18 protein-coding genes are annotated in these 22,111 nt (G+C 66.8%); 5 read left to right on the top strand and 13 right to left on the bottom strand.

Translation table 11 applies throughout. The annotated features are described in order from the left end of the window. Positions 1-10: 10 nt before the first annotated feature. Positions 11-772, top strand: coding sequence for a hypothetical protein (locus QX041_RS26270; RefSeq protein ID WP_315828260.1), 762 nt, complete (start codon positions 11-13; stop codon positions 770-772). Here QX041_RS26270 and QX041_RS26265 read toward each other — a convergent pair. Then, on the bottom strand, positions 769-1,668 hold the full coding sequence (locus QX041_RS26265) for a LysR family transcriptional regulator (RefSeq protein ID WP_316167031.1): 900 nt from the start codon (positions 1,666-1,668) through the stop codon (positions 769-771). The genes QX041_RS26270 and QX041_RS26265 overlap by 4 nt on opposite strands. A gap of 97 nt (positions 1,669-1,765) precedes the next feature. On the opposite strand from QX041_RS26265, the gene QX041_RS26260 reads away from it, so the two are divergent. Beyond that, entirely contained in the window at positions 1,766-2,614 is an 849-nt protein-coding gene (locus QX041_RS26260; protein WP_315828262.1) for an MBL fold metallo-hydrolase, read from the top strand. Here the strand turns inward: QX041_RS26260 and QX041_RS26255 are convergent. The 5 genes from QX041_RS26255 to QX041_RS26235 form a co-directional block, all read right to left on the bottom strand. Next, the gene (locus tag QX041_RS26255; RefSeq protein WP_315753069.1) at positions 2,601-4,091 is read right to left on the bottom strand and encodes an acetyl-CoA hydrolase/transferase family protein; all 1,491 of its coding nucleotides are present in this window, start codon (positions 4,089-4,091) and stop codon (positions 2,601-2,603) included. The genes QX041_RS26260 and QX041_RS26255 overlap by 14 nt on opposite strands. A gap of 108 nt (positions 4,092-4,199) precedes the next feature. Beyond that, positions 4,200-4,703, bottom strand: coding sequence for a CYTH domain-containing protein (locus QX041_RS26250; protein ID WP_315828263.1), 504 nt, complete (start codon positions 4,701-4,703; stop codon positions 4,200-4,202). 119 nt (positions 4,704-4,822) lie between these two features. After that, positions 4,823-5,407 carry a DUF1254 domain-containing protein gene (locus tag QX041_RS26245; protein WP_315716127.1) on the bottom strand — a complete coding sequence of 195 codons (585 nt, stop codon included), beginning with the start codon at positions 5,405-5,407 and terminating at the stop codon, positions 4,823-4,825. Further along, on the bottom strand, positions 5,404-5,985 hold the full coding sequence (locus QX041_RS26240) for a DUF1214 domain-containing protein (protein WP_315716128.1): 582 nt from the start codon (positions 5,983-5,985) through the stop codon (positions 5,404-5,406). Before QX041_RS26240 ends, QX041_RS26245 begins: the two co-directional genes overlap by 4 nt. Positions 5,986-5,999: 14 nt before the next feature. Next, positions 6,000-8,279, bottom strand: coding sequence for a PBP1A family penicillin-binding protein (locus QX041_RS26235; protein WP_316167029.1), 2,280 nt, complete (start codon positions 8,277-8,279; stop codon positions 6,000-6,002). Positions 8,280-8,621: 342 nt separating this feature from the next. On the opposite strand from QX041_RS26235, the gene QX041_RS26230 reads away from it, so the two are divergent. Continuing rightward, positions 8,622-9,134, top strand: a complete 513-nt coding sequence (locus QX041_RS26230) for a YcgN family cysteine cluster protein (protein ID WP_315753066.1) — start codon at positions 8,622-8,624, stop codon at positions 9,132-9,134. Positions 9,135-9,302: 168 nt separating this feature from the next. Next, a complete protein-coding gene (locus QX041_RS26225) occupies positions 9,303-10,886 on the top strand; it encodes an MDR family MFS transporter (protein ID WP_316167027.1) in 1,584 nt (527 codons plus the stop codon). Positions 10,887-11,081: 195 nt separating this feature from the next. Here QX041_RS26225 and QX041_RS26220 read toward each other — a convergent pair whose 3' ends face one another. The 4 genes from QX041_RS26220 to QX041_RS26205 all read right to left on the bottom strand — a co-directional run bounded on the left by QX041_RS26220 (position 11,082) and on the right by QX041_RS26205 (position 18,375). Then, on the bottom strand, positions 11,082-12,815 hold the full coding sequence (locus tag QX041_RS26220; RefSeq protein WP_316167025.1) for a cell envelope biogenesis protein TolA: 1,734 nt from the start codon (positions 12,813-12,815) through the stop codon (positions 11,082-11,084). Between the two features lie 12 nt (positions 12,816-12,827). After that, a complete protein-coding gene (locus QX041_RS26215; RefSeq protein ID WP_316167024.1) occupies positions 12,828-14,945 on the bottom strand; it encodes an OmpA family protein in 2,118 nt (705 codons plus the stop codon). 258 nt (positions 14,946-15,203) lie between these two features. Continuing rightward, positions 15,204-16,796, bottom strand: coding sequence for an MBL fold metallo-hydrolase (locus QX041_RS26210; RefSeq protein ID WP_316167023.1), 1,593 nt, complete (start codon positions 16,794-16,796; stop codon positions 15,204-15,206). A gap of 46 nt (positions 16,797-16,842) precedes the next feature. Beyond that, positions 16,843-18,375, bottom strand: coding sequence for a thymidine phosphorylase family protein (locus tag QX041_RS26205; RefSeq protein ID WP_316167022.1), 1,533 nt, complete (start codon positions 18,373-18,375; stop codon positions 16,843-16,845). A gap of 382 nt (positions 18,376-18,757) precedes the next feature. Here QX041_RS26205 and QX041_RS26200 point away from each other — a divergent pair, with 382 nt between their 5' ends. Beyond that, complete coding sequence (locus QX041_RS26200; protein WP_315716136.1) at positions 18,758-18,922, top strand: Flp family type IVb pilin; 165 nt, start codon at positions 18,758-18,760, stop codon at positions 18,920-18,922. Positions 18,923-19,136: 214 nt separating this feature from the next. Here QX041_RS26200 and QX041_RS26195 read toward each other — a convergent pair whose 3' ends face one another. From QX041_RS26195 to QX041_RS26185, 3 genes are read right to left on the bottom strand one after another with little or no spacing between them, the layout of a single operon-like run. Beyond that, a complete protein-coding gene (locus tag QX041_RS26195; RefSeq protein WP_315753059.1) occupies positions 19,137-20,633 on the bottom strand; it encodes a porin in 1,497 nt (498 codons plus the stop codon). Further along, positions 20,630-20,980 carry a hypothetical protein gene (locus tag QX041_RS26190; protein WP_316167021.1) on the bottom strand — a complete coding sequence of 117 codons (351 nt, stop codon included), beginning with the start codon at positions 20,978-20,980 and terminating at the stop codon, positions 20,630-20,632. Before QX041_RS26190 ends, QX041_RS26195 begins: the two co-directional genes overlap by 4 nt. Positions 20,981-21,040: 60 nt before the next feature. Continuing rightward, the gene (locus QX041_RS26185; RefSeq protein WP_315753057.1) at positions 21,041-22,042 is read right to left on the bottom strand and encodes a LysR family transcriptional regulator; all 1,002 of its coding nucleotides are present in this window, start codon (positions 22,040-22,042) and stop codon (positions 21,041-21,043) included. Positions 22,043-22,111 lie beyond the last annotated feature (69 nt).

The raw sequence follows: 22,111 nt of genomic DNA, 5'->3' as shown, positions 1-22,111 counted from the left end.
GGAAAGGGGAATGCCGGCCATCGTGAATCCGGTCCGGCGCGCGCTGCCGGTGTTCGCACTCGTTCTCGTCGGCGGACTGCTCGGCGCCTGCAGCGGCGGCGATTTCGGCCGCACCCGCGCCGACATGCGCAATGACGACATGCACAAATGGATCGGGGCGGAAGCCACCGCCAGCGTCGGCGTCAAGCCGTCGCAGTTCCAACTGACCGACAATGAGCGCCAGCTGCGCGATCTCGCTTATCCGCTGATCGAGCCACCGCATTCGCGCCCTGCCTGGAAGAGCGTGTTCGGCGACTATCAGCCGTCGGCCTCGCCGTGGCGCCAGAAGGTCGTGTTCGACCGCACAGCCTATGGGCGGGCCTTGATCGACGAGCCGCACCGCTCGCACGCCTCGCGCTACACCCAGCTGATCGACGACGTGCGCGACGACATCACCCGCTTCGAGCCGTTCTTCGCGTCGGCCATCCGCGTCATCGATCTCGATCGCAAGCGCGATGCCAGCATGAAATACATGACCGAGCTCTCGCCGCGCGAGCAAGCCGATGCCGTCGCGCGCATGCAGGAGAACTCGCTGATCGTGCAATGGGTGCAGATCAGCCTGGAGCAGCGCGTCTCGTCCTACCGCTGGGCCTTGGAGCGCCTGGTGCTGCAGGCGCCCGACGGCATGGCCGCCGAGGCCGATCGCCTGATCCACGAACTGGCGGCTCAGACCGCCAATCCGCCGGTCGCCGCGCGGCCCCTGATCGAACGGCCGCTGACGACGCGGGGCTAGCCCGGCGCGACCTTGCTCCGGCGCCGGCCTGGCTTGGCCGGTGCTCCCTTTTGCCGCCCTGCTGTCGCACGGAGCTTCTGCGGCGCTGCCGCGCGCAGCGTCGCGATCAAGATCTTCAGCGCCTCGGATGGAGCACGCGCGGCGGAGTAGGCGAGTCCGACCTGGCGCTTCAACGTCATCTCGATCTCGCGGACCGCAACGTCGCTTCGGCCGTGCACGACGCCTTCGGGAACGATCGCGACGCCGACGCCGGCTGCGACCAGCGCCAGGGCCCAATCCTCGGTTTCGGCGATGGCGGCGATCTCGCGCGGCCCGCCGCTGCGTCGCGCCAGCGCGCTGTGCTCGCAATGGCAGCGGTCGATCATGGCGACGTCGGCGAGGTCGGCCGCGCGCAGGCGCGGCTTCAGCGTGAGCGGATGCGCAAGCGGCAAAGCCGCGACATAGCGCTCGCTCCACAGCGGCAGGAAATGCTCGCCGTCGCCGACCAGGCTTTTTGAGACGATGCGTCCGTCGGCCCGCTCGGTCGGACCGACGATGTGAAGCCTGAGATCCTCGCGCGCCGTGAGCGGCTTGAGCAGCGCGGTCACGCGCCGGCCGTCGAGGGTGCGCATGAGCCCGAGCTTGAGCGCCTGCTTCGGCGCGCCGTGCCGGAACAGGTTGCGGGCGGCATCGGCTTCGCCGACGATCCGGCGCGCGATCGGCTGCAGGCGCTCGGCCGCCTCCAGCGGCACGACACCCTTGCGGTGGCGGAGGAACAGCTCGGTGCCGAGCTCGGCCTCGAGGTTGGCGATCGCCAGCGAAATCGATGGCTGCGAGATGAAGCAGCGCGCCGCTGCCCTGGTCAGGCTGCGTTCCTCGAACACGGCGGAGAAATAGCGGAGCTCGCGGATATCCATAGGAGCAGCCTATGATGCGTATCACTGATCAATATTTTACTTATCTCTGCCCGGCCCGCAAGGATGCGCCCGATATCGGCAATGAAGGAGAAGATCGATGCGCGTCCACCACCTCAACACCGGCACGATGTGCCCACGCGGCGGCCGGCTGGTGAGCGGCAGCGGCGGCCTGTTCGCGCGCGCCCGCCTCGTCTGCCACTGCCTGCTGATCGAGAGTGATGACGGCCTGGTCCTCGTCGACACCGGTATCGGCACCGGCGACATCGCGGCGCCCGCACGATTGGGGGCACGCTGGGTGAGGCAGGCTGCGCCGCTTCTCGATGCGTCGGAGACGGCGCTGCAGCAGGTAAAGGCATTGGGCTTCTCGCCCGACGACGTCAGGCACATCCTGCTCACGCATCTCGACCGGGACCACGCCGGCGGCATCGGCGATTTCCCGAAGGCCAAGGTGCACGTTCATCGCGGGGAGCATGCGATGGCCGTCGAGGGGTCTCCGGCGCCGCCGCGCGGTCGCTATGTCGCCGGCCAATGGCGGCATCGTCCCGACTGGCAGTTCTACGGCGACGACGGCGAGGACTGGTTCGGCTTTCGCGGTGTCCGCGCTGCCGTGGATCGCAGCGGCGACATCCTGATCGTTCCTCTGCCGGGCCATACCCGCGGCCATTGCGGCGTCGCCGTGCGACGCGGCGACAAATGGCTGCTGCACGCCGGCGATGCCTATTTCTTCCACGGCCAGCTCGATCCGCGGCCACGGATGCCGCTGCTGCTCGGGCTGTTCCAGCGCAAGGGCGATCAGGATCGCACGATGCGGATCGCCAACCAGGAGCGGCTGCGGCGCTTGAAATGCGACCATGGCGACCGGGTCACGATCGTGAACAGCCACGATCCCGTCGCCTACGAGGCGTGCCGCTGCGGTGATCGGGCCGCAGCGCTCATTCCGGCCTGAGCAGGCGGAACGCCTCCTCGAGCAGATGCGGCGTGTGCTTGCCGGTCGAATCGCGGCAGGCGCGTTCGAAATAATCCGCCAGCGCCGGCCGGAATTTTGGATGCGCCGCCTGATCGATGATGGTGCGGGCGCGCTGTTTGGGCGACAGGCCGCGCAGATCGGCGAGGCCGCGCTCGGTCACCAGAACCTGCACGTCGTGCTCGGTGTGGTCGACATGGGTGACCATCGGCACGATGCAGGAGATCGTCCCATTCTTCGCCGTCGAGGGCGTCATGAAGATCGACAGATAGGCGTTGCGGGCGAAGTCCCCGGAGCCGCCGATGCCGTTCATGATGCTGCTGCCGCGCACGTGGGTCGAGTTGACGTTGCCGTAGATGTCGGCCTCGATCATGCCGTTCATGGCGATGACGCCGAGCCGGCGGATCACCTCGGGGTGGTTGGAGATCTCCTGCGGCCGCAGCACGATGCGGTCGCGCAGGAACTCGATCTCGCGGTTGAATTCGATCGCCGCTTCCGAGCTCAGCGACAATGCCGTCGCGGAGGCGAGATCCATCCGCCCCGAGCGGATCAGGTTCAGCATGCCGTCCTGCAGCACCTCGGTGTAGGCGGTGAGATGCGGGAACGGCCCGTCGTCGAGCCCGGCCATCACGGCGTTCGCGACGTTGCCGACGCCCGATTGCAGCGGCAGCAGATTGCGCGGCAGGCGGCCCTGCTTCACCTCGTGCGCGAAGAACTCCAGGATGTGCCCGGCGATCGCGCCGGAGACGTCGTCGGGGGCGGCGAAGCTCGTGTTGCGGTCGGGCGCGTGGGTCTCGACGACCGCGATGACCTTGTCCGGATTGCAGCGATAGGTGGTCTCGCCGATGCGGTCGCCGGGCGCCAGGATCGGGATCGGCTTGCGATGCGGTGGCAGGCGGGTGCCGTAATAGACGTCGTGCATGCCGAGCAGCGCCGGGTTCATCCACGAATTGACTTCGATGATGACGCGGTCCGCCAGATCGAGCCAGGTCTTGTTGTTGCCGATCGAGGTCGAGGGGATCAGCCGCCCGTCGGGCAGGATGCCGGCGCATTCGATCACGGCGACGTCGAGATGGCCGAGAAAACCGAACCACACGAACTGTGCGACATGGCTGAGATGCAGATCGATATAGTCGATGCTGCCGGCGTTGATGCGCTGTCGTGTCGCCGGATCGGACTGATAGGGCAGGCGCAGGTCGATGCCATCAGCCCGGGCGAGCGCGCCGTCGAGCTCGGGCGCGGTGCTCGCCCCGGTCCACACGCCGACGCGGAACGGCTCGCCGCGCGCATGCGCGGCTTCGATCCGGCGCGCCAGCGCGAGCGGCACCGCCTTCGGGTAGCCCGACCCGGTGAAGCCGCTCATGCCGACATGGTTGCCGGGCTCGACCAGCGCGGCCGCCTCGTCGGCCGACATGATCTTGGCGCGCAGCGCCTGTGACATCACCTGCGATGAACTCATCGTGCAAACTCCATGCGCGATCGTTCAGACCGCCAAGTCCGCGCTGTTTAAGGTGTGCCCTCGACGGGTGATTTGACAGGGGTCAAGCCGCAACGGCCCGTGCGTGCATCACAGCCCTGCAAGGCGCGCGCGCCGCAGCTCCCGGACTTTCGCCGCCCGCGAGCGCTCCGTCAGCATGTTGGCCTTGCTGTAGCGCGGGTCGCCGGTGACCTCGTCGCCGACCCAGTCGGGAAGGGTCACGATGGTCGTTTCGGTCGGCAGCTCGATCTCGGCGATGACGACGCCTTCGAGCGCGTCGTGGTAGACGTCGACTTCCCAGACGCCGCTTTCGGCCGGCACATAGTGACGCGTCTTCTCGAGGATGCGTCCGCTGCAATGCGCGAACAGCATCGCGGCGTGGTCCGCGGGAATATCGTACTCGAATTCATCTCGGATCAGGCCGCGGCGGCCGCTCTTCACGCACAGCGTCGTCCGGTTGCCATAGCAGCGAACGCGGACCTTGAGGCCGTCCTGACGTGCGACGAGGCCGTCGCGAAGGCGTTCACTGTGCGTCGCCTGATCCCGCCAAGCATCGGACTTGACGAGAAACTTCCGTTCGATTTCGAGAGGCATGACCTGATGTTGAGCGAAGCGCCGCCGTCCTGATCCATCATAGCAGCGGCGCGCGACAACGACTATGCCACCAAGGATGAAGAGAGTGTTGTCGAATTCGTCTAGGACGTCGTATTGACTTATCGTTTGCCGCGCGGCTTCTCGGCCTTGGCCGGTGCCTCGGTCTGTACGCCGCAGCTTGCCGCTGCAAGGGAGGCCTGCGCCTGCGGCATGAGACCGGGCTCGGCGGCCAGGGCCTTCAGCACGATCAACCCGGTCGTCGTCGGCGAATCGATGATCAGCCGGTCGGCGGCCGTGATCTCCTCGTCCTCGGGCAGGTCTTCGTGCTGCGCCTCGGTCATCAGGTTGAGCTCGATCACGCGCTTGCCGGCGGAGCGGTCGTTGATGGCGTAGTAGGCGATCTCGTTGCGCGTGTAGAACGATACCGACGTATAGGCCTGGCTCACCGGAACCGTGAGCTTGAGCGGTCCGTCGGACAGATCATAGCGGCAGATCGCCATGGCGAACGCCGGATCCATGAACGGCATCGGTGAATTGCCGGGATCGGCCAATGGCAACTGCGTCACGGCGTTCAGCTTGGTCATCGGCGTCAGCCGGGAGTAGGCGTCCTGGGTCGAGATCCGCGGCAGCGCCAGCACGCTGACGAGATGGACCACGCCGCCGAGCAGCACGCCGACCACGACCGTGAACAGCAGCCGGATCATGATGGGCAACCTACTGTCGTGATCGACGGCATCGGTGCGTCGCGCTGCGTGCGGGTCGCGACGCCGACCGGCGTGTCGTAGAGCCGCAGCATCAGCGCGTAGCGCTCGATGCCGCCGGTCGGCAGCCAGTTGCCGGAGCGCGAGCGCGCGGCGACACGAATCTCGAAGGAGCCATCGGCACCTCGTACCAGCTCCTGGCTGGTGAAGCCGTAGCGCTGCAGCGTGTTGGCGACGAGGTGGCCCTTGCGGTCGTAGAGCGTGAGCGTCCAGAACCGGGCGGGTGGCGTGACGCCGCTGACCAGGATGTCGCAGCGCCCGTCGAGCGGCTTCCTCTTGTCGTCCGTGGTGGCGGTGAAGGCCACGCCGTCGCCGGTGCCGATCGGCAATTCGCCATTGCGGGTGATGGTCGCGCGCGCATAGGGGTCGACATCGGCCGTGCCGGTTTTCGGACGCGCCGTCCAGGCGCCGATCGTCAGCGTACCGAACTCGGTGCCGCGGGTCGTCGTCATCCACGTCGCGCCGATGCCGACGCCGGTGGCGATCAGGAGCGTAACCAAGGTGATGAAGAGCAGCCGCACGGGGATCGCTGACGTCAGTTCTTGCGCAGGGCAGGGGTGGTGACGCCGTCGGCCGTTGCCGCGGCGTAGTTCTCAGGGAAGGCCAGCGCGCTCGATGAGACCGGCTTGCCGGGCTTGCGCGGATCGGCAGGCGCGGCCTTCTCGGCGAGGCGCGCCGCATCGTCCAGCATCTTCTCGACCTGAACCAGCACCTCGGCGCCGCGGCGGGTCAGGATCGGCGGCGGACCGGGCTTGATCTCCAGCGTCTTCGGCTGGCCGGCCTGTGCCATCGCGGCGGACGCCGACTGCGGCAGCTTTTCGCCCATGCCGACGCCGGGCAGCTCCTTCACCTCGACGCCCTGATGCGCGGCGACCATGATGTCGTGCCACGTCTGCGCCGGCAGCGAGCCGCCGGTCATACGGTTGGTCGGCGAATAGTCGTCATTGCCGTACCAGACCGCGCAGGTGAAGTTGCCGGTGTAGCCGACGAACCAGGCGTCCCGATAGGCGTTGGTGGTGCCGGTCTTGCCGGCGGTCGGAATGCCGTCGAGTGCGGCGCGGCGTGCGGTGCCTTCGCTGACCACGTGGCTCATCATGCCCGCCATGTCGGCGGCAACCGAGGCCGGGATCGCCTGCTTCGGCTTCGGCCCGTCACGGTCCCAGCGCCAGACCAGATCGCCGGCGCCGGTGCGGACCTCCAGCACGGAATGCGGCGTCACCGCCTTGCCCTTGTTCGGGAAGGTCGCATAGGCGACCGCGTGCTCCAGCACCGTGACCTCGTCGGAGCCGATCGGCATCGACGGGGTGTCGGGCAGCGGCGCCTTGAGGCCGAAGCGCCGCGCGACCTCGATGATCTTGGCGCGGCCGGCCTTCGGACCCTCCTTGCCGCCGAGCGCGATCGACAGTTTGACCGGGACAACGTTGATCGAGCGGGTGATCGCCTGGGTCAGCGTCACCGAGCCGGAATAGGAATGGCCATAATTCTGCGGGCACCAGTTGCCGATGCAGACCGGGCCGTCGACCACGATCGAGGTCGGCTTGAAGCCGTTCAGCAGTGCGGTGGTGTAGACGTAAGGCTTGAACGACGATCCTGGCTGCCGGTAGGCGTCGACTGCGCGGTTGAACTGGCTGGCACCATAGTCGCGGCCGCCGACCATGGCGCGGATGCCGCCGTCGAGGTCGGAGACGACGGTTGCCGCCTGGGTCGCGTGATAGTCGCGGCCGAACTGGCGCAACTGGTTCTCGATCGCCTCATCGGCCGCATGCTGCACGGTCATGTCGATCGAGGTCCGCACCACGAAGACGCGCTCGGTGTAGGATTTCGGGAACGTGTCGACCAGCTTGCGCATCTCGTCGAAGGCGTAGTCGAGGAAGTAGTTCGGCGAGCTTTCGTCGCGGCGGTCGACTGCGAAGGCCGGGTTGCGGCGGGCGCCGAACACCTGGCCCTCGGTCATGAACCCGGCATCGACCAGATTGTCGAGCACGACGTTGGCGCGGGCGCGGGCGGCGGGCAGGTTGATGTGGGGGGCGAACTTGGTCGGCGCCTTGAACAGCCCGGCAAGCATCGCGGCTTCGGCGAGGTTGATGTCGCGCACCGACTTGTTGAAATAGAAGTGTGCCGCGCCGTCGACGCCGAAGGTGCCGCCGCCCATATAGGCGCGGTCGAGATAGAGCTTGAGGATCTCGTTCTTGGTCAGCCGGGTTTCCAGCCAGATCGCCAGGAACGCCTCGTTGACCTTGCGCTCGATGGTGCGCTCGTTGGACAGGAACAGGTTCTTGGCGAGCTGCTGGCTGATCGAGGAGCCGCCCTGGCGGACGCCGCCGGCCTGGGCGTTGGTGACGAGGGCGCGCGCCGTGCCGGCAATGTCGATGCCGAAATGGTCGTAGAAGCGGCGGTCCTCGGTGGCGAGCGTCGCCTTGATCAGATTGTCCGGGAAGTCCTCCAGCGGAATCGAATCATTGTGCTTGATGCCGCGGCTGCCGATCGGGTTGCCGTAGCGGTCGAGGAAGGTGACGGCGAGGTCGGACTTCTTCAGCCAGTCCTCATCGGCAGTTTCCCGGAAGGCGGGGATCGCGAGCGCCAGCATCAGCACCAGGCAGCCGAGCCCGATCGTGGCCGCCTCCGAGAACGGCTCGACGAACACCCAGCGCTTCCAGCCGCCGACATAGAAGCGGTCCATGAACGCCGAATAGCGCTCATACAGCTCGCGGGTGCCGCGCAGGGAGGAGAACAGCGCCGAATCGAAGCGGGCGTCGAGATCCAGGCGGAAATTGTTGATCCGCTTCTTCCAATCGTCTGGAATGATCTGCCGCACGGGAACCCTGGTCGTTTCGAAAGCGTGTCAGCTGGCTTCGAAAGCACTCAGCAAGTGGGGCTGGGGGCCATCGAAGGGTCTTGCGCGATTGTTGCGGCAAACCCATGGCACTGCACAGTCAGCCGCCCGAACCCGAGCACCTGACCCCAAGCCGCATTGCCGGCGCCGCCGCCGGAGTGACTCAATCATCTATCTAGCCGAGCGGGGGTCACAAACCAATGGTTCCGCTCATAATTTGATGCACAATGCTAACGTGCCGCCGTAATCGGCAAAGCCCCTTGCGCGGCTCGGGGCCGGGCACCTAGATGGCGGCCACCTCACGCCCTCTTTGAGAATCGCCCGATGACCGCACCGCTCAAACGTCCCTCGGGCCAGGAGGGAATGTTCTGGAAAACCAAGATCTTGGAAGAGATGTCCGAGGTGGAATGGGAGAGCCTCTGCGATGGCTGCGGGCGCTGCTGCCTGGAGAAGCTGGAAGACGAGGATACCGGCGACATCTACTTCACCCACATTTCCTGCAAGCTCTTGGATGCCGGGCTATGTGCCTGCAAGGACTACCCGAATCGTTCCGAACAGGTGTCGGATTGCGTTCGCCTGACACCTGAGAACGTCCGCACGCTGACCTGGCTGCCACCGAGCTGCGGCTACCGCCTCGTGGCTGAGGGGCGCGATCTCTACTGGTGGCATCCCCTGATCTCGGGCGATCCTCAGACGGTCCATGAAGCCGGCGTCTCGGTGCGCGGCCGGGTCGAGGGCACCGAGGACGACGTTCCGGACGACCAGCTCGAGGACCACATCGTGCAGTGGCCGGTGCTGCTGCCGAAGCGGGCCAAGTTGAAGCGACGGCCGAAATAGCGCGATCACCTCGCACCCGCAGCAAGTCACGATGATGCGACCGTTCCCGTGCTGTCGGAATGCACCCATGCACCCGACCCGCTGCCGCACGGGAAAATTATGCCTTAAGTAGTTCGCCAGACAGCGAATCCGCGCGGCGTCGTCGCGCCCGGGCACGGCATTCATCCCATGAACAAGTTTGATCGGCAGACGCATTACCCTGCCGCGTCCCAATCCCTGCCCGAAGAGATCGCCGCCGAGCTGCCGGCCATTCCGCCGCAGGTTCAGGCGATCGAGGATGCGCCGTCGCTTGCGCCGCCGGTGCCGCTGACCCAGGCCGAGGTGCGCACCATCCTGATGAGCCTGCTGCTGACGATGTTCCTGGCCGCGCTCGACCAGACCATCGTGGCGACCGCGCTGCCGACCATCGGCCGCGAGTTTCAGGACGTCACCAATCTCTCCTGGGTGATCACCGCCTACCTGCTGGCGTCGACCGCGGTGGCGCCGGTGTTCGGCACGCTCTGCGACATCTATGGCCGCCGCTCGATGATCATCACCGCGCTCAGCCTGTTCGTGGTCGGCTCGGTGGTCTGCGCGCTGGCGCCGAACATGCCGGTGCTGATCCTCGCCCGCGGCCTGCAGGGGCTCGGCGGCGGCGGCATCATGCCGGTGGTCCAGACCGTGATCTCCGACGTCGTCAGCCCGCGCGAGCGCGGCCAGTACCAGGCCTATTTCAGCGGGGTCTGGCTGCTCGCCGGCCTGCTCGGGCCGGTGATCGGCGGCTTCTTCGCCGACCATCTGCACTGGTCGATGATCTTCTGGATCAATGTCCCGCTCGCGATCGCGGCGCTCGCATTGCTGCTGCCCAAGATGGGCCGGCTGCCGGTCTACCACCGGCTGCGCAAGGTCGACTGGGCCGGCGGCCTGCTGCTGATGGCCTCGGCCGTCGTGTTCATGCTGGTGCTGACCTGGGGTGGCCACAAGCTGGCCTGGTTGTCGCCGACGCTGCTGGCGATGATCGGCAGTGCGGTGGCGCTCGGCTTGGCCTTCGTCTGGCACGCCAAGCGGGCCGATGAGCCGTTCCTGCCGCTGTCGCTGATGGGCGGAACGGTGGTGCCCTACGGCATGCTGGCGAGCGGCTGCGCACTCGGCGCCCTGATCGGGCTCACGGTCCATCTGCCGCTCTATTACGAGCTGGTCTATCACTTGACCCCGAGCCAGGCCGGCCTCGGCCTGATTCCGATCGCGGCGATCTCGACCTTCGGTGCCGCGATTGCCGGCCGCACCATGGCCCGCGTCAAGCACTACAAGCGCGTCGCCATCGTGGGCACGATCATCGGCACCATCGCCGCCGCGGTCATGACGGTGACGACGCCGTCGCTGTGGGGGCTGATGGTGCTGCTGTCGATCTACGGCATCGGGCTCGGCACCGCGTTCCCGATCTCGGTGGTGTCGCTGCAGAACGCGGTGGACCGCTCCCAGATCGGCACCATCACCGGCGCGATGAACTTCTTCCGTTCGATGATGTCCTCGTTCACGGTTGCGGCCTTCAGCGCCATCCTGCTGATGGCGCTGGGCGCCGACATTTCGCTGGCGGAGGGCGCCCATGGCGCGGTCAGCGGCATCGCGGAAGCCGACATGATCCATGCCTTCCGCTTCGTTTATGCCGCGGCCACCGCGATGCTGGCCTGCGCCTCGGTCTGCATGATGCTGATGGAGGAGCGGCCGCTGGCCGGCCCGTCGCGCAGCGAGGCGGTCGAGCTCGCCGAGTAGGAAAGCAGGGTGGGCACGGCGCCATCACCATCGCGCGTGACGAGAGGGCAAGTCAGCGCCTTTGCATACCCGACGATTCGTTTAGATCATGATGCGATTCCACGGAAGCGCATCATGATCTCATCTCTTTGTTTGAGCATGATCTTTTCGGAAAACCGGTTTCCATTTTTCCGGATCATGCTCCAGTTGGCGCCGCTACTCGCGTGGTTGCACGATCTCGACGTTGTCCTGCCCGCGGGAGCCGTCGTCGGCGGATGACTTGACCAGACCAGCCTCGACGCGGCGGGCGAATTCCGTGGTCGCGCCGCCTGCGAGCTCCTTGGCCTGACTGATCCATTGCTCGCGCTCGATTCGTCCTGCGAACGCCAGATACGAGCCGACCCATTTGGCGTGCTCGGCGGTCCAGGCCGCGATCTGCGCGAAATGCCAGATGCCGAGGCCGTGCAGCCGCGCCTCGTTCTGCTTGCCGATGCCCTTGATCAGCTTGAGATCGTCGGCCTGGCCGCCGCGCGGCGCGACGAGCCCGAGCGGGCGGGCGCCGCCATGGACGTCCTCGTTCTCGACGGGCGGCATCAGCGCCGGCAGGTGGGCCAGGAGGTAGCTCGCCTCGTCCTCGCTCAGCGGCGCGTCGGCGTGTTCGTCGATGGTGATCGCGCCGGACTTCACCGCGCTGGAATGCGCGGTGTCGAGGCCGGCGGCGAGCAGCTTGGCCTGCGCGATCCAATGCTCGCGCTCGATGCGGCCGGGGAAGGCCATGTGGTGGCCGACCCAGCTCGCATGGTCAGGCGACCATGCCGCGATCTGGCTGAAATGATGCACGCCGATGTCATTGAGGATGCGCTCGTTCTTGGGTCCGATGCCCTTGATCAGCTTGAGATCGTCAGCGGCGCCCTCGGGCGCGGGCAGGGCCGGCGGCCTGTCGTCGGCCGAGGCCGGGCTCTCCGGGGCCGATGATGCGGCGACCTCGGCGGCAAGCCGTTCCGCCTCGGCGTCGGCGGCAAGGCGATCGGCTTCCGCGCGTGCGGCCGCTTCGGCGGCGAGGCGATCGGCCTCGGCTTTCGCGGTCGCTTCGGCCGCGAGACGCCGGGCTTCCGCCTCGGCTTTCGCAACGGCCTCTGCCGCAAGACGGTCTGCTTCGGCTTTCGCCGCTGCTTCGGCGGCCAAGCGTTCGGCTTCGGCCTTTTCAGCCGCTTCCGCCGCAACACGATCGGCCTCTGCTTTCGCGGCTGCTTCCGCAGCGAGGCGGTCGGCTTCGGTTTTCGCGGCGGCCTCCGCAGCACGGCGCTCGGACTCGGCGTTCGCCGCCGCCTCGGCAGCGAGACGTTCGGCTTCGGCCTTCGCTGCGGCTTCAGCCGCCAGGCGATCAGCCTCGGCCCTTGCCGCGGCTTCCGCGGCGAGCCGCTCAGCCTCGGCCTTTGCGGCCGCTTCGGCGGCTAGACGCTCGGCCTCCGCCCTTGCAGCGGCTTCGGCCGCAACACGTTCGGCTTCGGCTTTCGCGGCAGCTTCAGTGGCAAGGCGATCGGCCTCGACGCTGGCTGCGGCTTGCGCAGCCGGGGATGGGCTGTCCGCCCAAGGACGAGCCGCCGCGGTTGCGCCGGCGAACGCGACGCTGTTTCCAGGACCGCCCGGCGACATCGCACTGGTGTCACCCAGCCCGACATATTCCCTGAGCTGTCCGCCGATCAGGCAGCCGAGAACATAGGCGCCGACCATCAGCAGGCCGACCTCGAGCCACAGGCCGGCACGTCCGGGCAGCACTGTCAGCAGCGCCATCAGGATCCCGATGACGAGGGCGAGCGTCGCCGGCAGCAGCCAGCTTCTCAGCCAGTCCGGCCGCGGCTCGTCCGACCAGGTGCGCCAGCCGACAAAGCCGCCGATGCCGACGGCGAGGATGATCCAGAACGGAAATGTCGCAAGGTCGTACATCATGATGTCAGCGCCTCACTTGACGACGAATTCGATGCGGCGGTTCTGCGCGCGGCCTTCGGCCGTGTCGTTGGAGGCGACCGGCTTGGTCTGCCCGTAACCCTCCGAGGTCATGCGCGAGGTGTCGATGCCGGCGTCGCCGATATAGCCGACCACCGCCGCCGCCCGGCGCTTGGAGAGGTCCATGTTGTCAGCTTCGTCGCCGACATTGTCGGTGTGGCCTTCGATCGCGATCTCGGCATCCTTGCAGCGCTGCGCAACCTCGATCAGGTGATCGAGCAGCGCCAGCGAGGCGCGGCTCAGCTCGGCGCTGCCGGTGCTGAAGCGGACGCGGCCCTTGGCGAGCAGCCCGTTGAACGCCGGCTGGCACTCCGCGACCGCGAGTGGCGGGCCTTCCGGCTTGACGCCGATCTTGACGTCGTCGAGCTTGAAGCCGCTGCCGACCGCCTCGGCGAGCTCCTTGCGGACCTGCTCGGCCGACTTGTCGTAGATGGCGAGCCCGTCGACCGTGATCGCCGCGTCCTTTGCCGTCAGCGCGCCGGACCACAGCCGCGCCAGCGCCGGGAACGTCGCCTTCAGCGACTGCACGTAATCCTTTGGCGCACCGTCGCCGATCTTCAGACCGTCCTCGACCGTCTCGGTGATGAAGGTCGTCGTGGCGGCGTCGACGAGATCGCGGCGGGCGGCGTCATCAGGCACGTAGCCGCTCAGCATAACACGGCCGTCCTGCTTCTGCAGTCCGAACGCGTAAGGCGAGACCGGGCCGTCGCGGACGTCGATGGACGCGAGCGCGAACGGCGCGGGCAGGGCGCCGGCCAGTTGCTCGCGCACGGCTGCGCCGGTGACGTTGGCAAGCCCGACGCCCCTGAGCGAGACCTGGGTGTCGCTGATCTCGGCGCGCCCCTGCGACAGCCTGGCGAGCTGCTGCAGCAGGCTCGCGCTCGCTTTGGCAAGGTCGCCATCCGGGGCGCCGCGGGCGATGCCGATCTGGCTCTTGATCGGCTTGCCGTCGAACTGTCCACTGGCGGAGCCCAGCATCGCATCGCGGGCCGCTCCGTTCGGCGCGAGACCTGTGAGGCTCAAGCCGGTGCCGTCGAACTCCGCCGACCAGCGATAGGGCTTGATCTCCGGCGGCAGAATCTCGGCTTTCGCCAAGCTCAGCCCGGTCGGCAGCTTGCCGATCCCGGCCATCGTTTCATCGTAGGCGGCGGTGGAGGGCGCCTCGCCCGAAATCGTGTAGGTGGCGTCGGAGATGACGACGCGGCCCGTGCTCAGCCTGGTAAGCTCCGCCAGCGCATAGGACGTGTAGGCGCCAAAATCGCCAGTAGGCGCGCCACGCGCGATCTGCATGTGATGCATCACCGACGCGCCGGGCCAGGCCTTGATCGCGGCGGCCTCGAGCGCGCGCCTGATATCGTCATTCGGAACGACGCCGGACATCACCAGCGTGTTGCCCTCGCGAACCGCGCTCCAGATGAACGGCTTTGCCTCCGGCGGCAGGATCGCCACCTTGTCGAGCACGGCGCCGCCCGGCAGCTGCCGCGTCGCCGCGACGGCAGCCTCATAGACGTCCGATGAGGCGGCGGCACCCGCGATCGAATAGGCCTTGTCCGCGAGCGCGAACGTGCCGCCATTGAGCTTGGCGGCCTGGACCGATCCATGGCTCGCGATGGCCGCGAAGTCGGCCGGAGCTCCCAGCGCATAGGAGAGGCGATCGACCACTTCACCGCCGGACGAACGGACGGCATTGAGCACGGCATTCCGAACGGCGGGCGTCGGCACCGCGCCTTCGAGCACGAGCTGGCCGCCGTTTCGCGTGGCGCGGAAGGCATAGGGCTTCGGTGTCGGCAGCTTGTCGTAGGTGCCCTCGACGAGCCGGACGCCGCTGACCGATGCGGCGTCCTCCAGTTTCGTCGACTGATCGGGACTGAACTCCGGCCCTGCGATGCGAACGTCACGGCCCGCGACCGTGACCTTGAGGGCCGCGGCTGTGTCCGGGACGGCGGCCGCGACGGCGGCGCGTGCCCGCGGCCCAATGTCGTCCTCGACATCAGCCGTCTTGAAGCTCACGGCCGCGAGCCAGAGCACGGCAACAGCGATCAGTCCCGCCCACCATTTCGATGGTTGATGCATGTGAGAGCCCCTCGTTTCCCCACCTGCGCCCGGTTCACCCGGATCGTTCCGTTGTCATGAACCACGTGTCGAGCCTATCAGAACAGCTCTCGGAGACCAGCCGTCGGCACGTTGTGTGTTTCAATATGCACAAGCTGCGAGAGCGTCGCCGTCTGCGAGCTTCGCACCGCACCTGATGGTCCTCAAGGTGCGATCAAAGTGTGACCGTTCGACGACGAACATCGCAGGCGCGCAGCCTTCGCGGCTACGCCGCTCGCATCACTCTTCCAGCGCCCGGCGCAGGCGGCGGATGATGACGCCGCGGGCACGATCGTCGGCGGCTTGCTCGATCCGCTCGTGGATGTCGAGCAGCAGGCCCGACATGTCGTTGTGCCAGTCCAGCCGGGTGACCGCCTCCGGTGCCAGCCGCCGCCGGCGCGCGACGTCGAGCGGCGTCGGCACCGCGCTCGTCAGCTCGTAGACGTCGTCGAGCAGGGGGGAGAACACTTTCGCGGTCGGCACGATCCGCTCGGCGACGCGCGCTGCCAGCGCCGCGATCGCGGCATCCTCGCCGTGGGACAGAAAAAGGCCGCGCGCGATCGGGCGGCGGGCCGCGATCCAGCGGGCGATCTCGGCGCCGTCGGCGTGGCCGGAATAGTCGTCGATCATGCGGATGCGGGCCGCGACCTTGATCTCCTCGCCCTGGATGCGAACCGCCTTGACGCCGTCCTGCAGGAAGCGCCCCAGCGTGCCGGTAGCCTGATAGCCGACCAGCAGCACGGTGGCGCGGTTGTTCCACAGCCAGCGCTTGAGATGATGGCGGATGCGACCGGCATCGCACATGCCGCTGGCGGCGATGACGATGTGAAATCCGGTCAGCTTGGCGATCGCCTTGCTTTCATCGACCGTCTCGGTGAAGCGCAGATGCGGCGACGACAACAGACGGCCGACATCGCTGCCGCCGTCGAGGCTCTCGGTGTGCGCGCGAAACACCTCGGTGGCGTGGATCGCCAGCGGCGAGTCCAGGAACACCGGCGCGGCCGGAATCTCGCCGCGCTCCATCAGGCCGACCAGATCGACGATCAGCTCCTGCGTCCGCTCGACCGCGAAGGCCGGGATCAATAGCGCGCCCTTGGCCGCCGCCGCGTCGCGCACCTCGCCGGCCAGACGGCCGCGGCGCAGCTCCGGCGTGGTCGGCTCGCGAATCCGGTCGCCATAGGTCGCCTCCGAGATCACGTAGTCGAAGCCCTCCGGCGCTTTCGGGTCCGGCTGCAAGAGCTTGGCGTCGGGCCCGACATCGCCGGAGGCAAGCAACCGCAGCGGTCCGCCATCGGCGCCTTGTCCTGCGAATTCGATCTCGATCGAGGCGGAGCCCAGCAGATGCCCGGCATTCCAGTAGCGGGCGCGAATGCCCGGCATGACGTCGGTCCAGGTCTCGTAGGCGACGGGCTGAAAGTATTGCAGAGCGGCGATGGCGTCGGCCTGGGTGTAGATCGGGCTGACCTCGCCGCGGCCGCGCGCGATGTTGCGGCGGTTCAGCGCCAGCACCTCCTGCTCCTGGATGTTGCCGGCATCGGGCAGCATCCATGAGCAGAGATCGATGGTGCCGCGCGTGGCGAAGATCTTGCCGTCGAAGCCCATGCGCACCAGCTTCGGCAGCAGGCCGCTATGGTCGATATGCGCATGCGTCAGCAGCACTGCGTCGATATCGGCGGGACGGAATGGGAAGTCGCCGTAGTTGAGCTCCTTCAGCGTCTTCGGACCCTGGAACAGCCCGCAGTCGATCAGCATCTGGCCGTTGTCGGTCTGGACCAGATAGCAGGACCCGGTGACGGTATGCGCGGCACCGCAGAAGCGAACGGTCACACTCATGCGGCGGTCTCCCGAGGACGATGGATCGATGCTCGACGACGGTTCATCACGAACGACCATTCGCGCCGTCGGCGAAGCCATAGCCGTGGTTGGCGGCGGCTGCGGCTGCGGCCAGATCATGCTCCGACGGATCGCAGGTGAACACGCGATAGAGTGGCTCACCCTGATCGACACGATCGCCGATCTTCTTGAACAGCATGATCCCGGAGCCCTTGTTCACCGGCGCGCCGGCGGTACGCGCCAGGCGATTGAGCCGCAGGCAATCGATCGCGGACACGACACCGTCGCGCTCCGCCTTGACGTCGAAGGCGAGATCGCCGAGCTCGCTGCGGCATTCCGGCGGGCCCTGCGCATCGATGATCTTCAGCATCTGCTTGAGCGCCGCGCCGTTGTCGAGCAGCTCGCGCGCCCTGTTATAGCCGGCGCCGCCGCGCAGCTTCGGATCATATTCGAGCAGATGCGCGGCGAGCCGCAGCGACTTCTCGCGCAGGTCCGCAGGCGCCGACGGCTCGTTGCCCAGCACCGCCATCACGTCGCGCGCCTCCAGCACCGGACCGATGCCGTTGCCGATCGGCTGGCGGCCGTCGGTCGTGATCACCTCGACCTTGAGCCCGAAACGGTCGCCGACGAATTCGAACAGCTTGCGCAGCCGCATCGCCTCCGCGCCGCTGGTGAGCTTGGCGGTCGGCCCGACCGGCAGGTCGAGCAGCAGATGCGTCGAGCCGGCGGCCAGCTTCTTCGACAGGATCGAGGCGACCATCTGCTCGCGGGTGTCGAGGCTGAGCGGGCGCTCGACCGAGATCAGGACGTCGTCGGCCGGCGACAGATTGACGTGGCCGCCCCAGATCACGCAGCCGTTGCAGGCCGCGACGATCGACTTCATCTCGTCGGCGCCGACATTCACCCGCGCCAGCACCTCCATCGTATCGGCGGTGCCGGCTGGCGAGGTGATCGCGCGCGAGGAGGTTTTTGGAATGGTCAGGCCGTGGGCGGCGACGATCGGCACCACCACCATCGAGGTGCGGTTGCCGGGAATGCCGCCGATGCAGTGCTTGTCGACCACCACCGGCTCGGGCCATTTCAATTGCGTGCCGGCATTGGCCATCGCGCGCGTCAGCGCCAGCAGCTCGCCGGAGCTCATGAAGCTGGCTGAGCCGATCAGGAAAGCCGCGATCTCCATGTCGGAGTAGCGGTAGTGGGTGAGGTCCTCGATCACGGCAGCGATCGCCTGGTCGCTCAAGGTCTCGCCCCGGATCTTGGCGCGCACCGCTTCCATGCTCTCGGGCGGGGTCGCCGGCGACACCGTCGCCCGCGTGCCGGCCGGCTCGGCGAAGCGCCGCATCGCCGGTTCCGACAGGCCGATCTCGTCGGGGCCGACCAGTGCGTCGTCGTCGGTGATCAGAAGGGTCGCCAGCAGCGTCCGCGAGTTGCAGCGCAGCTCGACGCGGCTGAAGCCGCGGAACACCTCGGGCCGCAACGCCTTCGAGCGGCGGGAGATCACGACCACGTTCTCGCGGCCGGTGTCGAGCGCGACGCTGCGGATCTTGAGCTGGGGACGGGCGGAATCTGTTGTGCTCATAGCGACCAGGATAACCTTTAAGGCGGTCCACGCCATCGCCGTTGACCCAGATCATGACGTGGCATCTGGCGGATAAGCCGAATTTTTTCTGAATGTGTCGGACGAGGATTCAGCGGCTCGGCTTTGCCGCCAACCGGCCGGGGGCCGCGGACTGAGAATAAAGCGAAGCAAGTTCAGTTGCTTGCACTCCGGTTCGGATCTCGGAGGTCGGGCGAGGGCGGGCCTGCGATGGAATGCCGGCTCCGAATCTGGGCCGCGCAGGTACCTCATCGGGTTAACCGATTGTTCAAGCCGATGACGGAGGGTTTCCGGCGGGGCGTCCATCCCGGCCTCGGCGCGCCCTTCCGGCGCGTCAGATGATCGAGCCCGACCGGAGAGGTAGATGCGGCAGTTGATTGCGAGCTTCCTGAAGAATCAGGCTGGCGCGACCTCGATCGAATACGCCATCATTGCCGGCGGATTGAGCATCGTGATCCTGGCGGCCGTCAATGGCCTGGGCTCGGGACTGAGCAGCAAGTTCACCGCGATCAACACCTCGATCAAGTAGAGCCCGCCGGTCAAATTGCCGCGCGATCAAGTCGGCGCGTGATCAACTCATTGGCCGATCAAGTCACAGGCGTCGTGATTGTGCACGACGCCTGCTGCATTGTGCCCCATCCCATTCTGTTGCGTGCGACGCGCCGCCTGTCTCCACGAACGAAGCTTCCGGCGGGGGCATCGCCGGAAGCTCGTCGAGCAGTCAGAGGTTCAACAGTCCAGCTTCAAAAGTTGCGCTGGGCGCGCAGCAGCATGCTCACCGTGTCCTGGTCCTTGAGCTGGTAGATCGCGGCCGGCTTTGCCGTGCTCGTGACGGCCGGAGCAATCGCCGTGCCCGAATATTTCTGGTCGAGGTGGCTGTAGGTCACGTCGGCCGAGAAGGTGAGGCCCTTGACCGGCGTCCATCGGGTGATGAGGCCGATCTGTCCGAGATTGAAGTCGGGATTGCAGGTCGAGCCCGCGGTCAGCATCCCGGTGGCGGCGATGCCGGCACAGATGAGGCTCGATCCCGTCTGGCCATAGCGCACCTGGGCATAGGCGCCATACAGCGCCGTATTCCAGCGCGGATCCCAATTGTGGGTGAAGGCGCCGCGCATGCCCCAGGTCTGCACGGTCGACAGGCCCGTGCCGGTGCCGAACACCGCGTCGCCGACGCCGGCGAAGCCGATGCTCTGATAGGCGCCGGCTACGCCCGTGCTGCCATACATCGAATAGGTCGTGTTGGCGAGGCTCTGGAAGTTGTAGCGGCTCGCGCCGTCGGTGTAGACCGCCTGCAGGTTGACGACGTCGCCTGGACCGGTCGGGATGTTCTTGATCGACAGCGCCAGTTGCGCGGCCCAGCCCCACTTGTCGGAGGGATGACCCGAGGTCTCGGACGCGCCGTAATAGGCGGCATGATTGTCATGCGCGGCGAACGACGCCTGGAAGATGCCCCACGCCTGGTCGACGCGAACCATGCCGATGATGTCGGGAGACACCGTCCCGCCGAAGCTGCTCGAGCCATAATTGCCGCCGAGCACGCCGGCCGCGGTGATGCCCGAGGTGTTCCAGATGTTGGTGGTGAAGAACTGCGTCTGGTCTTCCAGCGAGACCGCGGCGGTGATGCCCTGGCCGAAATCGGCGGTGTAGGTGAACTGGTTGACGCCGTTGTTGGAGCCGCTGCCGCCGACCAGGCCGTCGAAATTGTTGCCAGGATAGTTGGTCCAGGGCGCGTCGAAGGTCGACACGGCCTTGCCCATCGTGAATCCGGCGAACTGGATGAAGGCGTAGTAGACGCCGACGATGCCGCCCGAGATGGCGTCGCCGGTGTAGGACGTCGCGCCGGCGCCCGCACCGCCATAGGAGCCCGAGGTCCAGTTCAGCACGGTCTCGAAATAGGTACGCACCACGCCATATTCGGTCGCGGTGCGCGTATCGATGTTCAGATCCTGGCGCGAACGGGTCTGATAGCGGTTGCTCAGGCGGTTATCGGCGCCGGCCTGGCCTGAATAGGCGCCACCATAGTTGCTGTTGGTCCACAGCGCGGTCTCGGCGCGCAGATAGCCGCCGAGCTTGATGCAGGTGTCGGTACCGGGAATGTAGTAGAAGCCCGTGCCGTACAGCGAGCACACCTTCACATATTCGACGGCTTTGGCCTTCAGTGGAAGATCCGCAGCCTGCGCCGCCGCGGCGGACAATATCACTGCTCCCGTTCCGAGTAGCAGGCCCCTCAACGTCTTCATTTCCCGTTTCTCCGGTTGATGGCGATGCACACGGCCCCCCGCGTGTCGCCCCTGGCTTCGCCAGATTGCCGCTCCCACACCTCTGATTCCGACGACGGCTCGATCAGCGCGGCCGGCGGAATGGTTGAATGAAGTGTGCATGAGCCAATTTCAATTTGATGAATGCGCTCTGCTTTGTTCGAAGCCCACTCGATCGTCGTTAACACGCTGCTCGCACGCACCAGCATCGACGCAGTCACGCCGCGGTTTTGGCCTCGCGGTGTCGATTTGTTAATGGTGATAATCGTGAATAGGTTAGATGGGAATCCCGAACAATCCCGGTGCACATCGAAAGCTGCGTACATCATGGCGCGTTCGCAGCGCCGCTGCCGACGCGCGATTGACCTCTCCAGCCTCGCAACGCGATCTCAGCGACGGTTGGGCTCGACGTGAATCGACGTTCGATGTGACGTCGCTGCTACCAACCCGCGTGCGTCGTAATCCGCCGCGCGCGACATTGCGTCCAGCGTGACGCCGCTGCGCCAGCGCTTGACGAAGTCGAGAAAGACCTGCAGCGGCATCGGCGGTTGCCGGCGGCTCGGATGGTACAGGAACAGTCCGGGCGTCGCGTAGCGCCAGCCGGGCAGCAGCCGCATTAGCCGTCCGTCGGCCAGATGCGACTCGATCATCGGCTCGACGAGATACGCGACGCCGATGCCGTCGAGCGCGGCATTCAGCGCGAGATCGAAGTCGTTGACGATAAGGGAGCCGTCCACGGCAATCTCGGTGCGCTCGCCGCCCTTTTCGAAGATCCAGGGCTGCAGCGTATCGTCGGCAGGGACCCGATGTCGGATGCAATTATGGGCCTGGAGATCCTCGGGCACGGCCGGCGCGGGATGCGCCGCGAGATAGCCGGGGGCGGCAACCGCAACGAAGCTGCACTCGTCGAAGACGCGGATGACCTTCATGTCGCGCTCCACCCGGTGGCCGGATCTGATGCCGGCATCAAAGCGATTGCGCACGATGTCACTGTTGGTGTCGTCGACAGCCAGTTCGATATGGATGTCCGGGTATTCGGCCAGGAATGACCTGATCAGGGGCCCGAGCCCTCTCACGGCGAACACACGGGATACGGTCAGGCGCAGGGTACCCATCGGCTTGTCGCGGAACGCGTTGATGCTCTCGATGGCCTGGTCGACCCGTTCGAGAATCGGCTGGATCTCCGCCAGCAGGCGCTCGCCGGCCTCGGTGAGGGCCACGCTGCGCGTCGTCCGGTTGAACAGCCTGACGTCCAGCCGCTCCTCGAGGCTCTTGATGGTCTGGCTGATGGTCGGCAAGGAGCAGCCGAGATGAGCGGCCGCCTTGGTGAAGCTCAACGAATCCGCGACGGCTGCGAAAGCGGAGAGCTCGGACAGCTGAACCCGTGCCATCGCTAGGCGTACTGCGCCCGGCGTTGGTCCGCATCGTGCTGAAACATCCACATCCCCCTGATACGCCGC

Origin of the sequence: Bradyrhizobium sp. SZCCHNRI2009 (assembly GCF_032485115.1) — a bacterium.
Classification (GTDB): Bacteria; Pseudomonadota; Alphaproteobacteria; order Rhizobiales; family Xanthobacteraceae; genus Bradyrhizobium.
The sequence above is the reverse complement of the archived record's forward strand: the minus strand, read 5'-3'. Positions and strand labels throughout refer to the sequence as shown.

Coding starts and splice junctions, on each gene's coding strand:
- QX041_RS26260 (WP_315828262.1), top strand. CDS start 1,766: ATGCGCGTCCACCACCTCAACACCGGCACGATGTGCCCACGCGGCGGC.
- QX041_RS26270 (WP_315828260.1), top strand. CDS start 11: ATGCCGGCCATCGTGAATCCGGTCCGGCGCGCGCTGCCGGTGTTCGCA.
- QX041_RS26220 (WP_316167025.1), bottom strand. CDS start 12,815: ATGATGTACGACCTTGCGACATTTCCGTTCTGGATCATCCTCGCCGTC.
- QX041_RS26195 (WP_315753059.1), bottom strand. CDS start 20,633: ATGAAGACGTTGAGGGGCCTGCTACTCGGAACGGGAGCAGTGATATTG.
- QX041_RS26200 (WP_315716136.1), top strand. CDS start 18,758: ATGCGGCAGTTGATTGCGAGCTTCCTGAAGAATCAGGCTGGCGCGACC.
- QX041_RS26245 (WP_315716127.1), bottom strand. CDS start 5,407: ATGATCCGGCTGCTGTTCACGGTCGTGGTCGGCGTGCTGCTCGGCGGC.
- QX041_RS26190 (WP_316167021.1), bottom strand. CDS start 20,980: ATGATGTACGCAGCTTTCGATGTGCACCGGGATTGTTCGGGATTCCCA.
- QX041_RS26210 (WP_316167023.1), bottom strand. CDS start 16,796: ATGAGTGTGACCGTTCGCTTCTGCGGTGCCGCGCATACCGTCACCGGG.
- QX041_RS26205 (WP_316167022.1), bottom strand. CDS start 18,375: ATGAGCACAACAGATTCCGCCCGTCCCCAGCTCAAGATCCGCAGCGTC.
- QX041_RS26255 (WP_315753069.1), bottom strand. CDS start 4,091: ATGAGTTCATCGCAGGTGATGTCACAGGCGCTGCGCGCCAAGATCATG.
- QX041_RS26215 (WP_316167024.1), bottom strand. CDS start 14,945: ATGCATCAACCATCGAAATGGTGGGCGGGACTGATCGCTGTTGCCGTG.
- QX041_RS26265 (WP_316167031.1), bottom strand. CDS start 1,668: ATGGATATCCGCGAGCTCCGCTATTTCTCCGCCGTGTTCGAGGAACGC.
- QX041_RS26225 (WP_316167027.1), top strand. CDS start 9,303: ATGAACAAGTTTGATCGGCAGACGCATTACCCTGCCGCGTCCCAATCC.
- QX041_RS26185 (WP_315753057.1), bottom strand. CDS start 22,042: ATGGCACGGGTTCAGCTGTCCGAGCTCTCCGCTTTCGCAGCCGTCGCG.
- QX041_RS26250 (WP_315828263.1), bottom strand. CDS start 4,703: ATGCCTCTCGAAATCGAACGGAAGTTTCTCGTCAAGTCCGATGCTTGG.
- QX041_RS26230 (WP_315753066.1), top strand. CDS start 8,622: ATGACCGCACCGCTCAAACGTCCCTCGGGCCAGGAGGGAATGTTCTGG.